This window comes from Granulicatella sp. WM01 (assembly GCF_004570605.1).
Classification (GTDB): Bacteria; Bacillota; Bacilli; order Lactobacillales; family Aerococcaceae; genus WM01.
On record NZ_SPPB01000004.1, the window covers coordinates 24,153 to 45,267 of the forward strand.

20 protein-coding genes are annotated in these 21,115 nt (G+C 30.6%); 19 read left to right on the forward strand and 1 reads right to left on the reverse strand.

The annotated features are described in order from the left end of the window. The first annotated feature begins 216 nt into the window (after positions 1 to 216). The 5 genes from E4T68_RS01305 to E4T68_RS01325 all read left to right on the forward strand — a co-directional run bounded on the left by E4T68_RS01305 (position 217) and on the right by E4T68_RS01325 (position 5,314). Entirely contained in the window at positions 217 to 1,428 is a 1,212-nt protein-coding gene (locus E4T68_RS01305) for a saccharopine dehydrogenase family protein (RefSeq protein WP_135123349.1), read from the forward strand. A 61-nt stretch (positions 1,429 to 1,489) separates the two neighbouring features. Beyond that, positions 1,490 to 2,077 (forward strand): VanZ family protein, encoded by a 588-nt coding sequence (locus tag E4T68_RS01310; protein WP_167753762.1) that lies wholly within the window; start codon positions 1,490 to 1,492, stop codon positions 2,075 to 2,077. A gap of 116 nt (positions 2,078 to 2,193) precedes the next feature. After that, entirely contained in the window at positions 2,194 to 2,868 is a 675-nt protein-coding gene (locus E4T68_RS01315) for a response regulator transcription factor (RefSeq protein ID WP_135123353.1), read from the forward strand. A 23-nt stretch (positions 2,869 to 2,891) separates the two neighbouring features. Then, entirely contained in the window at positions 2,892 to 4,088 is a 1,197-nt protein-coding gene (locus E4T68_RS01320) for a cell wall metabolism sensor histidine kinase WalK (protein ID WP_135123355.1), read from the forward strand. Next, entirely contained in the window at positions 4,085 to 5,314 is a 1,230-nt protein-coding gene (locus E4T68_RS01325) for a folylpolyglutamate synthase/dihydrofolate synthase family protein (RefSeq protein WP_135123357.1), read from the forward strand. Before E4T68_RS01320 ends, E4T68_RS01325 begins: the two co-directional genes overlap by 4 nt. Before the next feature lie 135 nt (positions 5,315 to 5,449). On the opposite strand, the gene E4T68_RS01330 is transcribed toward E4T68_RS01325, so the two are convergent. After that, a complete protein-coding gene (locus tag E4T68_RS01330) occupies positions 5,450 to 6,601 on the reverse strand; it encodes an iron-containing alcohol dehydrogenase (protein ID WP_135123359.1) in 1,152 nt (383 codons plus the stop codon). A gap of 87 nt (positions 6,602 to 6,688) precedes the next feature. On the opposite strand from E4T68_RS01330, the gene E4T68_RS01335 reads away from it, so the two are divergent. From E4T68_RS01335 to lacG, 14 genes are all read left to right on the forward strand, one after another. Beyond that, positions 6,689 to 7,150, forward strand: coding sequence for a methylated-DNA--[protein]-cysteine S-methyltransferase (locus tag E4T68_RS01335; RefSeq protein ID WP_135123361.1), 462 nt, complete (start codon positions 6,689 to 6,691; stop codon positions 7,148 to 7,150). A 548-nt stretch (positions 7,151 to 7,698) separates the two neighbouring features. Then, positions 7,699 to 8,610 (forward strand): tRNA pseudouridine(55) synthase TruB, encoded by a 912-nt coding sequence (gene truB / locus E4T68_RS01340; protein WP_135123363.1) that lies wholly within the window; start codon positions 7,699 to 7,701, stop codon positions 8,608 to 8,610. Then, a complete protein-coding gene (gene ribF, locus E4T68_RS01345; RefSeq protein ID WP_135123365.1) occupies positions 8,607 to 9,566 on the forward strand; it encodes a riboflavin biosynthesis protein RibF in 960 nt (319 codons plus the stop codon). The genes truB and ribF overlap by 4 nt, the downstream gene beginning before the upstream one ends. A gap of 431 nt (positions 9,567 to 9,997) precedes the next feature. Next, entirely contained in the window at positions 9,998 to 10,645 is a 648-nt protein-coding gene (locus E4T68_RS01350) for a response regulator transcription factor (protein WP_135123367.1), read from the forward strand. 1 nt (position 10,646) lies between these two features. After that, positions 10,647 to 12,035, forward strand: coding sequence for a HAMP domain-containing sensor histidine kinase (locus tag E4T68_RS01355; protein WP_135123414.1), 1,389 nt, complete (start codon positions 10,647 to 10,649; stop codon positions 12,033 to 12,035). 286 nt (positions 12,036 to 12,321) lie between these two features. Then, a complete protein-coding gene (hemW, locus tag E4T68_RS01360; protein WP_135123369.1) occupies positions 12,322 to 13,479 on the forward strand; it encodes a radical SAM family heme chaperone HemW in 1,158 nt (385 codons plus the stop codon). Between the two features lie 46 nt (positions 13,480 to 13,525). Beyond that, the gene (locus tag E4T68_RS01365) at positions 13,526 to 13,810 is read left to right on the forward strand and encodes a glutaredoxin domain-containing protein (protein WP_167753763.1); all 285 of its coding nucleotides are present in this window, start codon (positions 13,526 to 13,528) and stop codon (positions 13,808 to 13,810) included. Positions 13,811 to 13,900: 90 nt separating this feature from the next. Continuing rightward, positions 13,901 to 14,512: a superoxide dismutase gene (locus E4T68_RS01370; RefSeq protein WP_135123373.1), complete on the forward strand. Its 612-nt coding sequence runs from the start codon at positions 13,901 to 13,903 to the stop codon at positions 14,510 to 14,512. A gap of 354 nt (positions 14,513 to 14,866) precedes the next feature. Continuing rightward, positions 14,867 to 15,625, forward strand: a complete 759-nt coding sequence (locus E4T68_RS01375; RefSeq protein WP_135123375.1) for a DeoR/GlpR family DNA-binding transcription regulator — start codon at positions 14,867 to 14,869, stop codon at positions 15,623 to 15,625. A gap of 765 nt (positions 15,626 to 16,390) precedes the next feature. After that, complete coding sequence (lacA, locus tag E4T68_RS01380; protein ID WP_135123377.1) at positions 16,391 to 16,819, forward strand: galactose-6-phosphate isomerase subunit LacA; 429 nt, start codon at positions 16,391 to 16,393, stop codon at positions 16,817 to 16,819. 18 nt (positions 16,820 to 16,837) lie between these two features. Next, the gene (gene lacB, locus E4T68_RS01385) at positions 16,838 to 17,353 is read left to right on the forward strand and encodes a galactose-6-phosphate isomerase subunit LacB (RefSeq protein WP_135123379.1); all 516 of its coding nucleotides are present in this window, start codon (positions 16,838 to 16,840) and stop codon (positions 17,351 to 17,353) included. A 212-nt stretch (positions 17,354 to 17,565) separates the two neighbouring features. Further along, a complete protein-coding gene (locus E4T68_RS01390) occupies positions 17,566 to 17,886 on the forward strand; it encodes a PTS lactose/cellobiose transporter subunit IIA (RefSeq protein WP_135123381.1) in 321 nt (106 codons plus the stop codon). Then, on the forward strand, positions 17,883 to 19,568 hold the full coding sequence (locus tag E4T68_RS01395; protein WP_135123383.1) for a lactose-specific PTS transporter subunit EIIC: 1,686 nt from the start codon (positions 17,883 to 17,885) through the stop codon (positions 19,566 to 19,568). Before E4T68_RS01390 ends, E4T68_RS01395 begins: the two co-directional genes overlap by 4 nt. A gap of 17 nt (positions 19,569 to 19,585) precedes the next feature. After that, complete coding sequence (lacG, locus tag E4T68_RS01400) at positions 19,586 to 20,989, forward strand: 6-phospho-beta-galactosidase (protein WP_135123385.1); 1,404 nt, start codon at positions 19,586 to 19,588, stop codon at positions 20,987 to 20,989. Positions 20,990 to 21,115 lie beyond the last annotated feature (126 nt).

A 21,115-nucleotide genomic window follows, 5' to 3' on the forward strand; every position in this document is an offset into this window, starting at 1 on the left:
ATATTAAGGATACTGTTGAATGTAAAAATTGTCATAATTATGTTAAAAGTAGGAAGAAAATTCACGTTATTTTTATACCATTATTTGTAACTAGTATGTAGTATTATTTAGCATGTCCTATTTGTTCATTAGGTTATGAAATTTCAAAAGAAGAAGCAGAAAAAATAACTAATTAGCATTAATTTATTCTAGTTAGTCATGAAAAGGAGAATGATAATGGCAAGAGCTTTAATTATTGGTGCGGGTGGCGTATCTAATGTGGTGTGCCACAAATGTGCACAAAATTCAGAAGTGTTTGAAGAATTTATGATTGCAAGTCGTACAAAATCAAAATGTGATGCAATTAAAGAAACAATTGAATCAGGTATTTATGCGGGACGTTCAAAGATTACAACTGCACAAGTTGATGCAGATAACGTTGAGGAATTAGTGGCACTTATTCGTGATTATAAACCAGAAATCGTTATTAATGTGGCTTTACCATATCAAGATTTATCTATTATGGATGCGTGTTTAGAAACAGGTGTTCACTATGTAGATACGGCAAACTATGAACCAGAGGATACTGCTAAATTTGAATACAGTTGGCAATGGGCTTATCGTGAAAAATTTGAAAAAGCAGGATTAACAGCATTATTAGGTTCAGGGTTTGATCCAGGTGTGACAGGTGTGTTTTCTGCCTATGCACAAAAGCATTACTTTGACGAAATTCATACAATTGATATTTTAGACTGTAATGGTGGAGATCATGGGTATCCATTTGCAACAAATTTTAACCCAGAAATTAATATTCGTGAAGTTACCGCTAATGGACGTTATTGGGAAAATGGACAATGGATTGAAACAAAACCAATGGAAATTAAACGTGAATATCATTTTGATGGTGTAGGTCAAAAAGATATGTATTTACTGTATCATGAAGAATTAGAATCTTTGGCATTAAATATTAAAGGATTGAAACGTATTCGTTTCTTTATGACATTTGGACAAAGTTATTTAACTCATTTACAAGTATTAGAAAATGTTGGGCTAACAGGAATTGAACCAATTATGTATGAAGGAAAAGAAATTGTACCATTACAATTTTTAAAAGCCTTATTACCTGATCCGGCTAGTTTAGGACCACGAACAGTAGGAAAAACAAATATAGGAAATATTTTCCGTGGAATCAAAGATGGAAAAGAAGTATCTTATTATGTGTATAACATTTGCGATCATCAAGAATGTTATCAAGAAGTAAAATCACAAGCAATTTCTTATACAACAGGTGTTCCAGCAATGATTGGTGCTGCCATGATTTTGACTGGTAAATGGAATAAAGCGGGTGTTTACAATATTGAAGAATTTGATCCAGATCCATTTATGGATGCTTTAAATGAATTTGGGTTACCTTGGAAAGAAAACTTTAATCCAATATTTGTAGACTAACGACAAAAGGAGAGTGAGTCAATAGACTTACTTTTCTTTTTGTTACTAGGAGGTGAGTGTTTTGAAGAAGAAATGTAATTATGTAGAGATTGGATTATGGTGTATATTATTGATTGTATGTTATTTAGCTTATAGATATATATTATATGATTATCTTTTACGTACTATTTTCTTTAGCTACAGTCATATTATTTATGTACATGTCATTGCTATTTTTATTTTAACGTACTTATCTCGTGTATGCTTGTTTATTATTCAATACAAGTACATTAAACATATTCATGTTTTTTATTTAAAATGGATATATTTTATCGTACTTATTTATATTTTGTTTTTCAAAACTATTGGTTTACAAGGCTATGAACTTGATCCATTATCATTTTTGTGGGAAATCCAAAATGGGAGTATTTCGTATCCAGTAATGAATATTCTATGTTTTATACCTATTGGATTTATGATTAAGCAAATGAAAAAACAGTGGATTTATATTATATTAGGATTATTGCTCATTGAAACGGTGCAATATACTGGACATCTAGGTATATTTGATTTTGGAGATTGCATAACCAATTTTATAGGAATATTGATAGGTTATGGATTTAGTCAATTAAAAATATATCAAACCATAACATCGAACTACATTCGTTAAAAACAGAGGAATAAAATACCTCTGTTTTTTTATTATGTCTACAATGTTCGTTAAAAATATGTTAAAATAGTAATAGGGATAGGGATGTTTTTTTAATCTAATTATAGGAGTGACTTATGAAAATATTGATAGTTGAAGACGAAAAAAGATTAGCAGACACGCTTAAACAAATGTTCATAGAGGAAAATTATTTGGTTGACGTTGTTTATGATGGTCAAGACGCTTACGATTACTTAACAAGTGATACGTACGATGCTGCTATACTAGATGTTATGCTTCCAAAAATGACGGGAATACAAGTTGTAAGTTTATTGAGAAAAGAAAACAATGCAACACCTATTTTAATGCTAACAGCTAAAGATCAAGTAGAAGATAAAGTGAGAGGTTTAGATAGTGGTGCAGACGATTATTTAACCAAGCCATTTCAAAAAGAAGAATTATTGGCAAGAATACGCTCGATTTCAAGACGTAAAGGGGAAGTTATTAATGATGATATTCATTATGTTGACATTACACTTTCACAAAAAACACAGGTTTTAGAATGTGGAGTAAAATCGGTTCGTTTAGGTCCAAAAGAATTTGAAATCATGAGATTGTTACTTATTAATCAAAATCAAATTTTACCAAAAGAGGACTTGATTTTACGTGTTTGGGGATTTGATTCAGATGCTGAAGATAATAATGTTGAAGTATATATTTCATTTTTAAGAAAAAAACTTCAATTTTTATCAAGTAAAGTAACCATTTCAACGGCTAGAAAAGTAGGGTACTTTTTAGAAGAAAAAGCATAATCATTTTGAGAAAGGAATGTGCCATGTTAAAACAGTTAAAATATAAATTTATTTTATTTACTGTGACTATTTTTGGTGTTATTGTGCTGACCGTTTCTAGCGTATTATATTATAGTATTCATAATCAAATGGAAAAACGAGTAGATAGTACCTTAAATCATGTGTTAAAAACAGATGAAAATATTGATATTATTTTAATTGATCCCTTTAAAATAGAAAGTTTATCAACAGATATGAGGTGGTCTTTTAAAATTACGTCAGAAAAGAAGGTTGTTGGGACTTATTATAAATTATCTGACCGTTTTGTAAATGATATTCTCCATTTAGCTACAGATACATCAGGATATATTGAATATAATCAAAAAATATTTAAATATTTGTCATCGGATTCGGATATTGCATTCGTTGAAATAACGTACGATGTGAAACGTGTTAGAGAAACATTATTTATGACGTTACTTATTGGGATAACTGCGATTATTTTAGTATGGATTAGTAGTACATTATTAGCCAATTGGGCAATGGTTCCAATTGAAGAAGCATGGAAAAGTCAGAAAAATTTTATTTCAGATGCTTCTCATGAACTAAGAACACCTATTGCAACGATTTCAGCCAATGCTCAATTATTAAAAGAACACCCAGAAGAAAGCATTCAGTCACGATTAAAATTTATTAATTATATTCATGATGAAACAAGACGTATGACAGAATTAGTGGAAAGATTATTATTTTTAGCCAATAGTGATGATGGAAAAATTAAACTGAATTTTACACAAATTAATTTATCCGATTTAGTGTATGAAGTTGCTTTGCCGTTAGAATCTATTGCATTTGAACAAGAAAAAGAATTACTATTTCACATTAATGATAAAGTTATTATTTATGGAGACACAACCCAAATAAAACAACTTATTGTTATTTTATTAGATAATGCTATTAAATACTCTGATAAACATGAAAAAATTGAAATCACTGTGCTAAAAAGCGGCATATTAAAAATAAAAAATAAAGGTGAAATTATTCCACATGATAAATTGAAATATTTATTTGATAGATTTTATCGTGTTGATGAATCAAGACAGCGTGATGTGTCTGGTTATGGATTAGGGTTATCTATTGCTAAAACAATTACGCAAACACATAAAGCAAAAATACATGTAACAAGTAATAAAGAACAAGGTACTATATTTACAGTACAGTTTATGAAGGGGACATTATGATTGATTATTATAAACAAGCATTAGACTGGCTATACGCACAGCCAACAGGAAAATCAAATCCTGATTTATCTTATGTAAAAGCCGTGTTAAAAGAATTAGGTTCTCCTCACCTTAAAGTTCCAGTTATTCATGTGACAGGAACGAACGGTAAAGGATCTACAATTGCTTTTTTATCACATATTTTGAAAGAACATGGATTAAATGTTGCAACATTTACCTCGCCACATTTATTAACATTTAATGAGCGATTTCAAATAAACCATTGCATGATTTCAGATGAGGAAATCGTAACGTATTTAAATCAACTTAAAAAATATCAATTGACACAATTTGAATTATTTACATGCCTATTTTTCTTATATATAGCCACACATCAACCAGATATTGCCTTAGTTGAAGTAGGTATAGGTGGGTTATTTGATACAACAAATGTAGTACAACCAGAACTTTCGATTATCACAAGTGTTGGAATAGATCATCTAGGTATGTTAGGTAATTCGATTGAAGATATTGCTAGACAAAAGGCAGGGATTATTAAAGAACATGTTCCTGTATTTATTAGTCTGGTGCCTGAAAACTGTCTAGCAATCTTCAAAGAAGTTGCCACTCAAAAGAAAAGCCCAATACATCTTTATCCTTATCAATCAGTAATTAACAAGTATCAACTGCTTCCTAATGGATTTACATTTGAATTTGACGGAAATACTTTTCAAACATCTATAGTGGGTAAACATCAATTGTTCAATGTAACATTGGCACTTGCTGCTGCAAAACATTATTTGAATGAAGGCTTTAACGTTGAATTAGCTAAGCAAGGGATACTGCATACGCATTGGTCGGGAAGAATGGAAAAAGTTTATGAGAAACCTATGATTTATATAGACGGAGCACATAATGAACAAGGTATTCACGCATTGATTGATACCATTCAAGAAAAATTTCCAACTCAAAAAATTAAAATAATTTTCGGAGCATTGTCACGTAAAGATTATTCAAGTATGTTAAGTCTACTTGCTAAAACGTTTGATACATACGTAACAACTTTTGAATACAATCAATCTGCAAGTTTAGAAGAATTAAATCAAATTTCTCCTCATGTTGTCCCTATTGAAAACTGGAAAAGTGCTATTCAACTAGATATTGCACATCAATTGGATACGGTCATTATCTTTACAGGATCACTTTACTTTATTTCAGAAGTAAAAACGTATTTTAATCAACTATAGATGCAAAAACACTCCTGTTGGCAATTCCAACAGGAGTGTTTTTGCGTTTAAAATGTGTTCAGAAATCCTATTTTAGATGTTTAGTCGATCTATTGCTAATCAAGATTGTAAATTCTCGTCTTTTATACGGTTATTTTATAAACTATTTCTAAAAATAGCTAGTGCGTCATCGAAATTTAATATTTCTAATCGACCAAAAGAACCATTTTCAGTACAATGTTTAGCCATTTGTTCAATGCAACTCGCATCAATATGTTTATCAGATAAGCGTGTAGGTGCATTTAGTGATTTCCAGAATTGTTGTAGAGCATCAATCCCAGCCTTAGCCGTTTCATACGGTGTGTGTTTATGAATATGAAAAACATTTTTAGCAAATTGTTCAAATCGTTCAATATGCTTTGGCATAACATAGTACATCCAATTTGGCATGATAATTGACAAGCCTTCAGCATGTGCAATATCATAGACTGCACTAATAGCATGCTCTAGAGCATGTGAACTCCAATCTCCAAGATATCCCCAACGTAAAGATCCATTTAAAGCAACAGTTCCAGCCATCATTAATGTTTCTCTGGCTTGATAGTCTGTTGGATTATCCACAACAATAGGAGCATATTGAATAATAGTACGTAGTATACTTTCAATCATTCCATCCATAACAGGTGTATGTTCAGCTTCATTGAAATATTGTTCAATTAAATGACTCATCATATCAATAATTCCATTTATACTTTGATGTGTAGGAAGCGTGTAAGTATAGGTTGGATCTAAAATTGAAAATGTTGGATAGACTAAAGGAGAACCCCATCCTAATTTTTGTTGAGTTTTTTCATTTGTGATAACACTTCCTGCATTCATTTCGGAACCAGTTGCAGCTAATGTTAAAATTGTTCCAAAAGGTGTTGCTTGAGTAGGTATATGTTTGCCGATAACAATATCCCAAGCATCTCCTTGATAATGGGCAGCTGCAACAATTAATTTTGTACAATCAATGACGCTCCCACCACCTACTGCCAATACAAAATCAATATTGTGTTCTTGAATAAGTTTTGCACCTTTTTGAGCAGTTGTGACACGTGGATTAGGTTCTACACCTGATAATTCAAATACATTAAAGTGGCTCAATTCTTTTTGAATATTTTGATATAAGCCACTTTGTTTAATACTCCCACCACCATAGACAAGAAGAATATTTTTACCGAATGCTTTAATTTCATTGGCAAGCGTTGAAAGTTGTCCTTGTCCAAAAATAAGTTTTGTTGGATTTTTATAAGTAAATTTGACCATATAGCATCTTCCTTTTCTTTAAAGTATATAAAGTGTACAATTAAACGAGAAAAGATTCAAATATGATATACTAAGAAAGGGAATACTATGTATTATTCAATCGTAAACTGGCAAAATCGAGTCTATTACCTTCTGTTTGATGAACAAGGATTGTGTTCTGTTGATATAGAAAAAACGTCATCTTATCAACAAGCCATATATAATGAAGAATCTATTTATCAAAAACAACTTATAGAATACTTCACTAAAAAAAGGAAACAATTTGATTGTCCACTTCATTTAAAAGGAACATCTTTTCAGCAAGAAGTCTGGCAAGCTCTGCAAAAAATCCCTTTTGGTCAAGCAAAAACTTATCAAGATATTGCTGAAACAATTCAACGTCCAAAATCATGTAGAGCCGTAGGTGGAGCAATAGGCAGTAATCCAGTATTCATTTTTGTTCCATGCCATCGTGTTATTGGAAAATCGGGACATTTAACTGGATTTAGTTTAGGATTAGATTTAAAAAAAGAGTTATTAGATTTTGAAGGAATCAAGTATAAAGAATAGGAAAACCGAAAAAAGTAATATAAAAAACATGAAAAATAGTTATAAAAATAAGTATAAAGAAATATAAGAAATAACTATAAAAGCAAGTGTAAAGAAATATGAGAAATAGTTAGGAAAGTAAGCATAAAAAAATACGAGAAATAGGTATAAGGCATTTAAAGGATAGGTTACAAAACAGATATAAAATGACGTGATACTTTCAAAAAACAAGAGCATATTCTAGGGAACGTTGTACATGTTGAAAAAGTGATACAAAGTAGAATAATGTATTAAGTAAGTTATAAAGAGTGAAAAAGGTCTATCTTAACATATTCTATAAAAAAGTAGGGAAATGATAAAAAATGAGAATTTTTATGTAAGACTCAGTACATACATTAAAAAATATATCTATGATAGTGTGGAGGGAAAGGATAACATTTATTATATTATTTTGTATTAGAATTGACTTAAATAGTAGACAAATACATATCTTTTTGTACATATTATGTTATAATATGTGCCAAGACTGTAGCTGTCTGATGATGAAAAGAAAGTAAAAGGAAAAAGATATGAATGGTGTATTAGCTTTATGGAAAGAAAGAGGCATGACAAGTCACGATTGTGTCTATAAACTAAGAAAATTATTTCAAACAAAAAAAATCGGACATACAGGTACTTTAGATCCAAATGTTGATGGAGTATTGCCAATTTGCGTTGGAAGTGCCACTAAGATGGTGGAATTTATGTTAAACTCTGCTAAACAATATACTGGCGAAATAACATTGGGAATAGCAACTTCTACGGAAGATAGTACAGGAGAGATTATTGAGCAAAGTGCAGTAGTTGAAATCCCAACTGCTAAACAAATTGATAGCATAATGCAAAAAATGACAGGAGAGATTATGCAAGTTCCTCCAATGTATTCTGCCGTTAAAGTAAATGGAAAGAAATTGTATGAATATGCTAGAGCAAATCAGACTGTTGAACGACCGAGCAGGAAAGTTAGTATTTATGAATTTAAGCGAATTAGTGATGTTGTTGTGCATGATAATCAAACGGTGTCGTGGAAATTTTGTGTAACATGTAGCAAGGGCACATATATTAGAACTTTGGCAGTTGATTTAGGCAAACTTTTAGGTTATCCTGCACACATGAGTGATTTAACACGACTGAAAAGTGCCGGAATATCGCAGCAGCAATGCGTGAAAATAAGCGATTTAGAAAAATTATCTTTAGAAGAACGGTATAGGCATCTTTTGCCGATTGAAGAAGTGTTTTTGGAATATGAAACGTATGAAATAGATGATGTATTGTGGAAAAGAGTAAGAAACGGTGCAGTTGTTGAAGTAATAGAGGGCATATCATATCCTATTTTTTTCACGTACCAACAAAAAATTGTAGCATTTTATGATAAACATACTAAATATTCAAATATGATAAAACCAAAGAAAATGCTGCTTGAAAATAAAGGAGATTTATGAAAGTTATTGAATTAAAAACAGTTAAAGATGTGGAAAAAATAGATGCACTTAAACAAACATTAGTGTTAGGGTATTTTGATGGCGTACATTTAGGACATCAATTTGTCATTGCTAATGGACGAAAAATTGCAAATACACACAGTGAATTATTAGCTGTTATGAGCTTCGATCAATCCCCTAGACAATTTTTTAATCCAGATAGTATAGGTTATAGTTTAACAACACGGCAACAAAAAATTAAACAATTAGAGAAATTAGGGGTAGATATTTTTTATATTGTGTCATTTACTCAAGAATTTTCTCGTTTATCACCAAATCAGTTCATTGATCAGTATCTTGTTCCATTATGTGCTAAACATATTGTGACAGGATTTGATTATCGCTTTGGAAAACATGCTTCGGGTGATATTTATACATTAAAAGCGTTGGAAAAAGGTCGTTTTAAGGTAAGTGAAATTGATAGTGTTGAATTAAATCATGAAAAAATTAGTTCTACAGTGATTAGACATGCTTTATTAGCTGGAGATTTGCCAAAAGCAAATCAGTTACTAGGTAGAGCTTATCAAATTGATGGGATAGTTATTCATGGAGATGCAAGAGGACGAACAATTGGATTTCCAACTGCAAACATTGAATGGAATAAGGAGCAATTATTATTAATGGAAGGAGTTTATGCAGTTCAGATTAAAGTTCATCAAAAATGGTATCAAGGTATGGCATCTATTGGACGAAATATAACTTTTGAAAAGAATCGACATGTGAGTATTGAGGTCAATATTTTTGAATTTAATGAGATGATTTATGGACAGAATGTTTCTATAAAATGGTATAAACGTTTGCGTAAAGAAATTAAGTTTAATCATATTGAGGGATTAATTAGACAATTAAATCAAGATAAATATGAAGTTAAACAATTTTTCAGCAAAGAGATGCCATATCTTCATAAAAATATATGAAATATAAGGAAAATAAGTGTAAATTTTATGTGTAATATGTAACAAAAAAGAGGTTAATTCGATATAAAAATACAAATGAATTGTGAAAGAATATCAAAAAACAGAAAAAAGATAGAAGATTTTTAGATTTTTGTTAGAATGGTCTGTTATGATAGTAACGTCAGAGAGTATGCTGAGGGAACTATCTGTAAATAAAGTAACAATAGAAGTGTAGAACTATTCTACAATGCAGTAACGATGATTTCTCATTTATTTAAAATTAGTTGTATAAGATAAACATGACTAATAACAGGGGATTCAAATTACCTATAGGGTTCTTCTACTTTATGCAGTTTATGAGATTTTTATATAGGATATATTAAGAAACAGATTAAAAATGTCAGAATTATTTACAGTAAATAATTCAAATATAGAATTAAAGAGGAGAAACTATGTATAAAATTTTAGTCGTTGAAGATGATCAAATAACAAGTCAAGTTATTTGTGAATTTTTAAAAGAACATCAATATGAATATACGGCTGTATTTGATGGCCAAGCAGCGTTAGATTGTTATAAAGAAGGATATGATTTAATTCTTTTGGATATTATGTTACCTAAAGTAAGTGGATTAGATGTTTTGAAGGAGATTAGGCAGTCATCGCAAATTCCTGTTATTGTGATAACAGCTCTTGATGATGAGTATACACAACTAATTAGTTTCAATCATTTGGTTAACGATTATGTCACTAAACCGTTCTCGCCCCTTATTTTAATGAAACGTATTGAGAATGTACTTCGACAAATTCAAACTCCAAAAACCTTAACAGTAGGAAATTTACATATTTTGTTAGACAGTTGTATGGTGTACTGGCAAGGAGAAGAAGTTAATGTTACAAAAAGAGAGTATGAAATTATAGAGTTTTTATCTAAACGAAAAAATCGTTTGGTACCAAGGGAACAATTGATGGAGTATGTTTGGGGATATGGAGAATTTGAGAGTCGAGTATTAGATAACCATATTAAAAATATTCGTAAAAAAATCCAAGGAATTCCTTTAGAAACGTTTAAAGGAAAAGGTTATCGCTTGAATGAAATGTAATATTAGTTTAGTCAAAAAGCACTTCTTGTTAATGACAATGATTGTTTTTATTGTTGTCACAACAATTTTATCAATTCTTTATTTTACATTGCCAGTATATTATAAAGTCTTAAAAATGGGAGAAATGGAAAGTACTTTTAATACTATAGTAACGCAGTTGAATGGGAATACTCGAGAGCAAATTGTCAATTCTATATCTCAATATGATGAGGCAACAAACCGTATTAATTTGAGTTTAAAAGATTCAAATGGTTCGACTATTTATCCTATGTATACAATAGATAGTAACGAAGATTTTAGAGTATATATTTATCCATTGCTAGATAGCTCTGGGGAAAGTGTCAGCACTCAAACATTGCATAGCACTATTCTAACGTCTACTGGTACGAAATTTCAATTAATAGGGAGATATTCCCTTCAACCCATCTCTGAAACGAGTCATGTGTTGTTGACACTTTACCCATTTTTATTGATTATTTCACTATTAATCGCAGGGATTATTTCATATATATTTAGCCGTATATCGACAAGGCGTATTATTGGAATTTCAAAAATTACACGTCAAATGAAGACTTTAGAACAAGATTTATCTTGTCAAATTGAAGGTGGAGATGAGATTGCTGATTTAGCAAAAGATATTAATAGTTTGTATAGTACGTTATTAATGACTATCAATCAACTTCAAGGTGAGATAGAAAAAGTGGCAGAGTTGGAAAGAGAAAAATCAGAGTTCTTAAGGGTGACGTCACATGAATTGAAAACACCGATTTCTAATTTGCAAGGCATTATTGATGGCATGATTTATAATGTAGGAGATTTTAAAGATAGAGATAAATATTTATTGAAGTGCCAGGACATTTTGGATGAGCAAAGGGAACTAGTACAATCTATTTTATCTCTATCAAAATTAGAGATTCCTGCTGAGCATGAAGAAGAACTTATTTCTATAAAGACACTTTTAGAAAATAAATTAGAAATGTACTATGTATTAGCAAAAGTTCGTCAGTATCATTTTAAAGTATCTATGGATGAAGATATAACCATTAAAGGAAATGCAATGTTTCTATTAAAAGCGATAAAAAATATACTGGATAATGCATTTCGATATACTAAATCTAATGGGAATATTGTATTGTTATTGCATAAAGGAGAACTTATTATAAAAAATCAAGCTGAACATCTTTTAAATGAAACGCAAATTTTAAACATTTTCAATCCTTTTTATCGTCCAGATTATAGCAGAAATAGAAAAGATGGTGGAACTGGTTTAGGTTTGTTTATTGTCAAACAGATTTTGGATAAGCATAATATTTCATATTCTTTTAAGCGAATTGGAGATTATATGGAATTTGTTATTCATTTTTATGAAGATCCACAAAAAGAACAATAAAAAATTGGTATTAGATTTAAAATGTGCATGATGTATTCACTTAGTTGTGAGAGTTATGCATTTTGAGTATGAAATAAAATGTGTTGGTCAAGAAAAAGAGTTTACCAACACATTTTTTATATGATTAAGTAAGAAAATCTTGTCTTAACCTACATAATTTAACAAAAATTCTGAATGTCTTGTGCATAGATATTTTATTATCTGGTGTTGAAGTATCTTTTTTTTAGAAAATCTATTATAATAAGGAAATTGAATAAGGCTAAAATGGATAGGAGAATGGTAGAAAATGACTAGTCATTTACGTCAAAAACAGGTTGTTTCAGCGTATATTCATATACCTTTTTGCGAGCATATTTGTTATTATTGTGATTTTAATAAAGTGTTTATTGAAGGGCAACCTGTTGATGAGTACGTTAATTTATTAGTTCGTGAAATGTCTTTAACAATGGCAAATTATCCTGATTATGAGATAAATACACTTTATATTGGTGGAGGTACACCAACTAGTTTAACAGCTAAGCAACTAGATCGTTTATTAGAGGGTGTTCATAAATATTTACCGATTAATAGGTTAGTAGAATTTAGTGTAGAAGCTAATCCTGGAGATATAGACAAGGAAAAGATGGCAGTATTAAAATATCATGGTGTCAACCGTTTGAGTATGGGAGTTCAGTCATTTCATGATGAGATTTTGAAAAAAATAGGGCGTGTGCATACAAAAAAAGATATTTTTAAATCTGTTGACCAAGCAAGGAAATCTGGTTTTGAAAATATTAGTATTGATTTAATTTTTAGATTACCTAAACAAACTATTCCATTATTTAAAGAAAGTTTACAACAGGCATTGTCATTAGATTTGCCACATTATGCAGTATATTCACTTATTTTAGAAAATAAGACAGTATTTTATCAATTAATGCGTAAGGGAAAATTACATTTGCCAAGTGATGATGAGGATGCTGATATGTATGAATTAGCCATGGAAATGTTAGATAGTGCAGGAAGAAAACAGTATGAAATTAGTAATTTTGCTTTATCTGGATATGAATCTATACATAATAAAACGTATTGGCAAAATGGACATTATTTTGGATTTGGTGCTGGTGCTCATGGTTATATTGAGGCAATGCGCTATAAAAATAATGGACCTATTCAACATTATTTGGATCCACTGAAAATAAACCAATTACCCATTTTTTCAAAAGAAAACTTGAGTAAAAAACAAATTATGGAAGAAGAATTATTCTTAGGATTACGTCAAATTGAAGGGATTAGTCAGGAATTATTTTTAAAAAAATATGCTATTCCAGTAAAAGAAGTATATGGTCAAACTATTTATGATTTAATAGATAAAGGTTTACTTGAGGAAAAAGATGGGTATATTAAATTAACAAAACGGGGTATTTTTTTAGGAGATACTGTTTTCCAGTCATTTTTAGGGTAAAAGTCATCAATTCGGTATATAATAAACAAGAAAGGAGTTGATTATATTGTCTAAACATACTTTATTTTATACACCAAAGTGTCCAGATTGTCCGCCTTTTATTGAGGAACTGGATAAACAAGGTATTGAATATGAAAAAGTAGATATTTTGGAAAACCCTGCTCATTTGAAACAATTTTTACGTTTACGTGATAATCGCCCAGAATTTGATGAGATTAAAAAATGGGGTTTTATCGGGATACCATTATTTTTAACTAAAGACAATAAATATATATTTGATATTAATGACTTAATGGGCACAACTTGTGCACCTACCCAATTTGAAAAATAAAGATACACATTAGTATATTGCAAAACACTTTATATTCTTCACATATTGTGTTACTCTGTGTATATAAAATAAAATTTGGAGGGACTATTTATGGTTTTCGAATTACCAAAATTACCTTATGAGTACACTGCTTTGGAGCCACATTTTGATGCATTAACCATGCATATTCATCATGAAAAACATCATCAAACTTATGTAACAAATTTAAACAATGCTTTGAATCAAACGCCTGAGTTATATAGCAAAACGGTTGAAGAATTAGTTACACATTTAGATGAGTTACCTGATTCAATACGTGGAGCAGTAAGAAATAATGGTGGCGGACATGCTAACCATTCGTTTTTCTGGACATCATTATCAGCAAATGGTGGAGAAGCACATGGCAATTTAAAACAAGCATTGGAAGACACATTTGGAACAATAGATCAATTTAAAGAAGCATTTAACAATGCAGCTAAAACTAGGTTTGGTTCAGGCTGGGCATGGTTAGTTGTTTCTAATGGTCAATTGGAGGTATTATCTACAGCTAATCAAGATTCACCATTAACAGATGGAAAAACACCAATTTTAGGATTAGATGTATGGGAACATGCTTATTATTTAAACTATCAAAATCGTCGTCCTGATTATATTGATGCATATTGGAATGTTGTTGACTGGGCTAAAGCAGAAGAACGTTATAATGCAGCTAGTAAAAAATAATTTTAAATAAAATAATCTGATAAATAAGTGCAGTACGCATTTATTTATGATATGTCCGTAGAGTTTTCTACGGCTTTTTGTGTTATAAGCGGGGGATGACAATGATTTTTTTAGGGGGTTAAAATTGGTTAGATATTTTGGATTTTTATATAAAAAATAAAAGGCGTAAACTTAATAGATAAATTAGTTATAACAAGTTTGACTTAGCAATATTTAAAAAATAAAAGCGTATATTTAATTTAAAAAAGGTGGTTTTAAATTAAATTGTTTACTTTTTGTTAGTATTTGCTAGTGAATGTTTAAAAAATAGTATATAATGATGATGATGAAAATATTATAGAGTGAGTTAATTGTATGAATAAATATAAACGATTAGAAGAAATTACAAAGTTAGTTAATGAAAAAGGAAGCATTAGAATTGCGGATATTGTGTCAATGTTAAATGTGACGGATATGACAGTGCGTCGTGATTTAATGGAACTTGAAAAACAAGGTGTCCTTATTAAAACGCATGGTGGAGCTAAAAGTAAAGTAGCGCTTAGACAAAGAGAACGTTCGCATCATGAAAAACATGCACAAAACATGGAGCAAAAACGATATATTGCAAAATTAGCAGCGCAAAAAATTGAAGAGGGAGATACTATTTTTCTAGGTCCGGGGACAACGGCAGAATTGTTGGCTGAAGAAATTAATAATCAAACTTTATCTGTTGTGACAAACTGTTATCCGGTATTTAACATTTTATTTAAAAAGAAATCTGAAACATTTAAAGTTTTTTTATTAGGTGGGCAAATGAGAGAACTCACGGAATCGTTTGTTGGTGAGATTACGAATACTATTTTAGAAAAGATGAAGTTTAATAAGATGTTTTTCAGTGGCAATGCTGTAAAAGGAAATGAAATTATGACATCGTCTTTTGCTGAAGCTTATACGCAGCAAATTGCATTAAAAAATTCTGTTGAATGTTATTTATTACTAGATAGTTCTAAGATTGGAAAAGAAGATTTTACAACATTTTATTATTTGACCAATATTACGGCACTTATTAGTGATAATGAAGATCTGGATAAATTACAAAATTTATCAGAATTTACAACAATTATTACTGAATAGGCTATTTTTTAATGTTTTAATCTATGTAGACATAACATAGACTCGCATCAAAGTATAATATGATAAATAGGAGAAAAATTACGCTATATAAAGTATGTACTATGATATACGTTATACTTAATTTATTTAGTACATATCACTCTAGTCCATAGTTTTTAGGTAAAAATTATATTATTTATATTTTGATAAGAAAAATTGGATAAAATTTTAAAAATAGTTATATTATGTTTAAATCGTGTTACATTCAAATTTTTTGGATGGTAATCAGTTTGAGAACAAATTGAATAGTTATTTTAGATAGAAATAAATGTAAAACTGTATGGTATCCTCATTTAGTTGTGAAAATACCAGACAGTTTTTTTAGATTATTATGATAATATAGCACAATACTTAATTGAGAATAATAGTTGTCTATTGGATAAAATGAGAGGAAACAGAATGTTTTATAGAAATGTGTTCAAAGATTTATTAATTAAGTATATATAAAATAGGTTATTAAAATAGCGATAGTGCATTCTATTTATATAAATAGTTTATTAAAGTATGTTTGACAATAAGGTTTATATGTTTAGCTGAAAAACATGTGAAAGATGTTTATTTTTTGTAAAAAGCAACATAAAAAAGTTTTACGAACAAAAAAGTAACATTTTTACAACAAAAGTTGTTGACAAAATGTTTGAAAAAGTATAAAATGATATACATAGGAAATAAAGCGTTTTCTATGTGCTTGCAATTTATTCTTAAAGAAAGGAGGTATATGACGTTATGGCAATCGTTATTGGATCTGATTCAGTAGGGAATGAGTTAAAAGAAGTCATTAAAAGGCATTTACAGGAAAGTGGACAACATTGTATTGATGTGACAGGACAAAATGTATGTGATTTCGTTGATGCAACATTGCATGTGGCACAAGAAGTCAAGAAAAATGACAATAATTTAGGGATTGTTATTGATGCTTATGGTGTAGGAAGTTTTATGACTGCAACTAAACTAAAAGGCATGATAGCTGCCCAAGTATCTGATGAGCGTTCAGCGTATATGACACGTGAACATAATAATTCACGTATTATGACAATAGGAAGTGAAATTGTTGGACATGCACTAGCCAAAAATATTGTAGATAGCTTTATTCATGGCAAGTATGACGGTGGAAGACATCAAATTCGTGTAGATATGTTAAATAAAATGTGCTAAAGATATAGAGGTAATTAAATGAAAATAGCAATCGGTTGTGATCATATTGTCACAGATATTAAAATAGCGGTATCAGATTTTCTAAAGTGTAAAGGACATCAAGTCATTGATGTTGGAACATATGATTTCACAAGGACACATTATCCAATTTATGGAAAAAAGGTAGGAGAACTTGTCGCTAGTAAAGAGGCAGACTTAGGATTTTGTATTTGTGGAACGGGTGTAGGCATTACAAATGCGGTGAATAAAGTACCTGGTGTTCGCGCAGCTTTAGTTCGTGATATGACAAGTGCATTGTATGCTAAAAAGACATTAAATGCTAATGTTCTTGGATTTGGCGGAAAAATTATTGGTGAATTATTAATGTGTGATATTATTGAATCGTTTATTCAAACAGAATATCAAGAAACAACTGAAACAAAACAGATTATTGATAAACTTTCGGCACTTGAATCTTTGCATATAAATCAAGAAGATCCTAATTTTTTTAATGAATTTTTGGAAAAATGGGAACGTGGAGAATATAAAGCGTAATAATGTATGTTTATAGGGAATACTATTAAGTGAATTAGATATAAATATGAATGCCATGGGTATAGAAATAAGTAAAATGTGCATGTAAATGTATTGTATATTTCGTGCGTTTATTTAATTGGAAACTAATAAACGATATAGGTGTTAAAATTGTAAAGTTTAAGAAAAGGATTGTCTTTTCTAACGGCATAGAATGTAAAAGGAGAAAAAAGATGAATAGAGAGGAATCAACATTATTAGGTTTTGAAATTGTAGCATTTGCTGGTGAAGCAAGATCTAAGCTACTTGAAGCACTTAATGCTTCTCAGCAAGGGAATTATGATAAAGCAGATCAACTTATTGAAGAAGCCAACCAAGCTATTGTAGAAGCACATAAAGCCCAGACAAGTTTATTGACTAAAGAAGCCTCAGGTGATCACATTGAATTGAGTGTAACATTAATGCATGGACAAGATCATTTGATGACAACATTATTATTAAAAGATTTGATGAAACATATCATTGAATTGTATAAAAGGGGAGCAGAGTCATGAAAAATTTAATTGCTCAAATTGAAAAAGCGAAACCATTTTTTGAAAAAGTGTCTAGAAATATTTATTTACGTGCTATTCGTGATGGATTTATTGCCAGTATGCCAGTGATTTTATTTTCTAGTATTTTTTTGTTGATTGCATTTGTACCTAATCTTTTTGGGATAAAATGGTCTGATGCAACAGTAGATATGATTATGAAACCTTATACGTATACAATGGGTGTTATTGCTTTGTTAGTGGCTGGGACAAGCGCAAAAGCTTTAACGGATTCATTTAATCGCCGCTTAGATAAAACAAATCAGATTAATTTCTTATCAACAATGGCTGCATCTATCACTGGCTTTTTGCTTTTAGCTTCAGATAGTTTAGATGGTGGATTTGCCAGTGGATTTATGGGAACAAAAGGGCTTATTTCGGCTTTTCTTGCTGCATTTGTTACAGTAAATATTTATTATATTTGTGTAAAAAATAATGTTACTATTAGAATGCCTAAAGAAGTCCCACCCAATATTTCTCAAGTGTTTAAAGATATTATTCCGTTTTCACTTGTTATTTTTGTATTATACGGAATCGATTTGTTTGTGCGTGCAAATATAGGAGTAAGTGTAGCAGAGTCCGTTTCAAAAATTTTTGAACCTTTATTTACTGCAGCAGAAGGTTATTTAGGCATTACAATCATTTTTGGAGCGTACGCATTATTTTGGTTTGTTGGTATTCATGGACCGTCTATTGTTGAACCTGCCATTGCTGCAATGTTGTATGCTAATGTTGAAACAAATCTTAAATTGGTACAAGCAGGTGAGCATGCCTCTAAATTGATTACATCTGGGACACAAATGTTTATTGTTACAATGGGGGGAACCGGGGCTACTTTAGTTGTTCCATTTATGTTTATGTGGTTGACCAAATCTAAACGGAATAGAGCAATAGGTAGAGCTTCTGTTGTGCCAACTTTCTTTGGCGTGAATGAACCGATTTTATTTGGAGCACCACTCGTATTAAATCCAGTATTTTTTATTCCATTTGTTTTTGCACCTATTGCTAATGTATGGATTTTTAAATTCTTTGTTGATGTTATAGGAATGAATAGCTTCCAAGTGAATTTACCATGGGTAACACCAGGACCACTAGGAATTGTATTAGGTACTGGATTTGGAATATGGTCTGTTTTATTAGCGTTTATATTAGTAGGAGTGGATATTCTTATTTATTATCCATTTTTAAAAGTTTATGATAATCAAATTCTAGCTGAAGAGCAGTCAGGAAAAATGTCTGATGAATTAACAGAAAAAGTAGCTGCTAATTTTAATCCTAAGAAGGTAGAGGCTGCTTTACATACACTTGCTGAAACTGAAAAAAAATTAAATCAATCCATTAATGTTTTAGTATTGTGTGCTGGGGGTGGAACAAGTGGTCTACTTGCGAATGCTTTAGTAAAGGCAGCTCAAGAATATCATGAACCAATTAAAGCAAATGCTGGCAGTTATGGAGCACACATGGATATATTAGGAGATTATGATTTAGTTGTTTTAGCACCTCAAGTAGCGTCTAATTATGAAGATATTAAACAAGACACAGAACGTCTAGGGATTAAATTGGCAAAAACAGAAGGTGCACAATATATAAAATTAACAAGAGATGGTAAAGGAGCTCTTGAATTTGTTAAACAACATTTTGAATGAGAGTAGGAGAGATGATTATGAAAAAACTTCCTAAAGATTTTATCTTTGGTGGTGCTACAGCAGCTTATCAAGCAGAAGGTGCGACCAAAATTGATGGAAAAGGTCGTGTAGCATGGGATACATATTTAGAGAAAAACTATTGGTATACTGCTGAACCTGCAAGTGATTTTTATCATCAATATCCTATTGATTTAAAGTTGAGCGAACAATTTGGGATAAATGGTATTCGGATTTCAATTGCTTGGTCACGAATTTTTCCAGAGGGATATGGAAGAGTAAATGAAAAAGGTGTGGAGTTTTATCATAAGCTATTTGCAGAGTGTTTTAAACGACATGTAGAACCGTTTGTCACTTTACATCATTTTGATACACCAGAAGTATTGCATGATAAAGGAGACTTTTTAAATCGAGATACAATCGAATATTTTGTTCAGTATGCTGCTTTTTGTTTTGAAGAATTTTCAGAGGTAAATTACTGGACAACATTTAATGAAATAGGTCCAATAGGTGATGGGCAATATCTTGTTGGAAAATTTCCACCGGGTATTGAATATGATTTTTCTAAAGTATTTCAATCGCACCATAATATGATGTTGGCACACGCTAAAGCTGTTAAATTATTTAAAGAAAAAGGCTATTCTGGAGAAATTGGTGTGGTACATGCTTTACCAACTAAGTATCCGTGTCAATTGGATAATCCAAAAGATGTGCGTGCTGCAGAATTAGAAGATATTATCCACAATAAATTTATTTTAGATGCAACGTATTTAGGGGAATATTCTAAAGACACTATGGACGGTGTTAAGCATATTCTATCTGTTAATGGTGGGGAATTAGTTATTGAGAAAGACGATTTTACGATTTTAAGAGCAGCAAAAGATTTAAATGATTTTCTTGGCATTAATTATTATATGAGTGATTGGATGAAATCATTTGAAGGAGAAACGTTAATTACGCATAATAGTAAAGGCGAGAAGGGAAAAGCTGTTTATCAATTAAAAGGTGTGGGACAACGTGAATTTAATGTTGACGTGCCTAGGACAGATTGGGATTGGATGATTTATCCTAAAGGTTTATATGATCAAATTATGCGTGTTAAGCGAGATTACCCTAATTATAAGAAGATTTATATTACAGAAAATGGATTAGGGTATAAAGATAAGTTCGTTGATGAAACGGTTTATGATGACGCTAGGATTGATTATGTTAAGCAGCATTTGAGTGTAATAGCTGATGCTATTCATGACGGTGCTAATGTTAAAGGATACTTTTTATGGTCGCTGATGGACGTTTTTTCATGGTCTAATGGATATGAAAAACGCTATGGTCTGTTTTATGTGGATTTTGAAACACAAAAACGTTATCCAAAGAAAAGTGCATATTGGTATAAACAAGTTGCTCAAACGCAAATAATTGATTAATACAAGGTGCCAATTCATAAAATAGCGTTTATATTCTTTGGCTAGAAACTATTTTACAGTTGAAAAAATTTTGGAGTTTTCATTATAGATTGGTAACAAAAAACAGATTTTGTGACATAAAAATAA

Bases quoted from the DNA above. Each gene is read 5' to 3' on its own strand.
- E4T68_RS01305 (WP_135123349.1), top strand. From the start codon at position 217: ATGGCAAGAGCTTTAATTATTGGTGCGGGTGGCGTATCTAATGTGGTG.
- E4T68_RS01315 (WP_135123353.1), top strand. From the start codon at position 2,194: ATGAAAATATTGATAGTTGAAGACGAAAAAAGATTAGCAGACACGCTT.
- E4T68_RS01320 (WP_135123355.1), top strand. From the start codon at position 2,892: ATGTTAAAACAGTTAAAATATAAATTTATTTTATTTACTGTGACTATT.
- E4T68_RS01325 (WP_135123357.1), top strand. From the start codon at position 4,085: ATGATTGATTATTATAAACAAGCATTAGACTGGCTATACGCACAGCCA.
- E4T68_RS01330 (WP_135123359.1), bottom strand. From the start codon at position 6,601: ATGGTCAAATTTACTTATAAAAATCCAACAAAACTTATTTTTGGACAA.
- E4T68_RS01335 (WP_135123361.1), top strand. From the start codon at position 6,689: ATGTATTATTCAATCGTAAACTGGCAAAATCGAGTCTATTACCTTCTG.
- truB (WP_135123363.1), top strand. From the start codon at position 7,699: ATGAATGGTGTATTAGCTTTATGGAAAGAAAGAGGCATGACAAGTCAC.
- ribF (WP_135123365.1), top strand. From the start codon at position 8,607: ATGAAAGTTATTGAATTAAAAACAGTTAAAGATGTGGAAAAAATAGAT.
- E4T68_RS01350 (WP_135123367.1), top strand. From the start codon at position 9,998: ATGTATAAAATTTTAGTCGTTGAAGATGATCAAATAACAAGTCAAGTT.
- hemW (WP_135123369.1), top strand. From the start codon at position 12,322: ATGACTAGTCATTTACGTCAAAAACAGGTTGTTTCAGCGTATATTCAT.
- E4T68_RS01370 (WP_135123373.1), top strand. From the start codon at position 13,901: ATGGTTTTCGAATTACCAAAATTACCTTATGAGTACACTGCTTTGGAG.
- E4T68_RS01375 (WP_135123375.1), top strand. From the start codon at position 14,867: ATGAATAAATATAAACGATTAGAAGAAATTACAAAGTTAGTTAATGAA.
- lacA (WP_135123377.1), top strand. From the start codon at position 16,391: ATGGCAATCGTTATTGGATCTGATTCAGTAGGGAATGAGTTAAAAGAA.
- lacB (WP_135123379.1), top strand. From the start codon at position 16,838: ATGAAAATAGCAATCGGTTGTGATCATATTGTCACAGATATTAAAATA.
- E4T68_RS01390 (WP_135123381.1), top strand. From the start codon at position 17,566: ATGAATAGAGAGGAATCAACATTATTAGGTTTTGAAATTGTAGCATTT.
- E4T68_RS01395 (WP_135123383.1), top strand. From the start codon at position 17,883: ATGAAAAATTTAATTGCTCAAATTGAAAAAGCGAAACCATTTTTTGAA.
- lacG (WP_135123385.1), top strand. From the start codon at position 19,586: ATGAAAAAACTTCCTAAAGATTTTATCTTTGGTGGTGCTACAGCAGCT.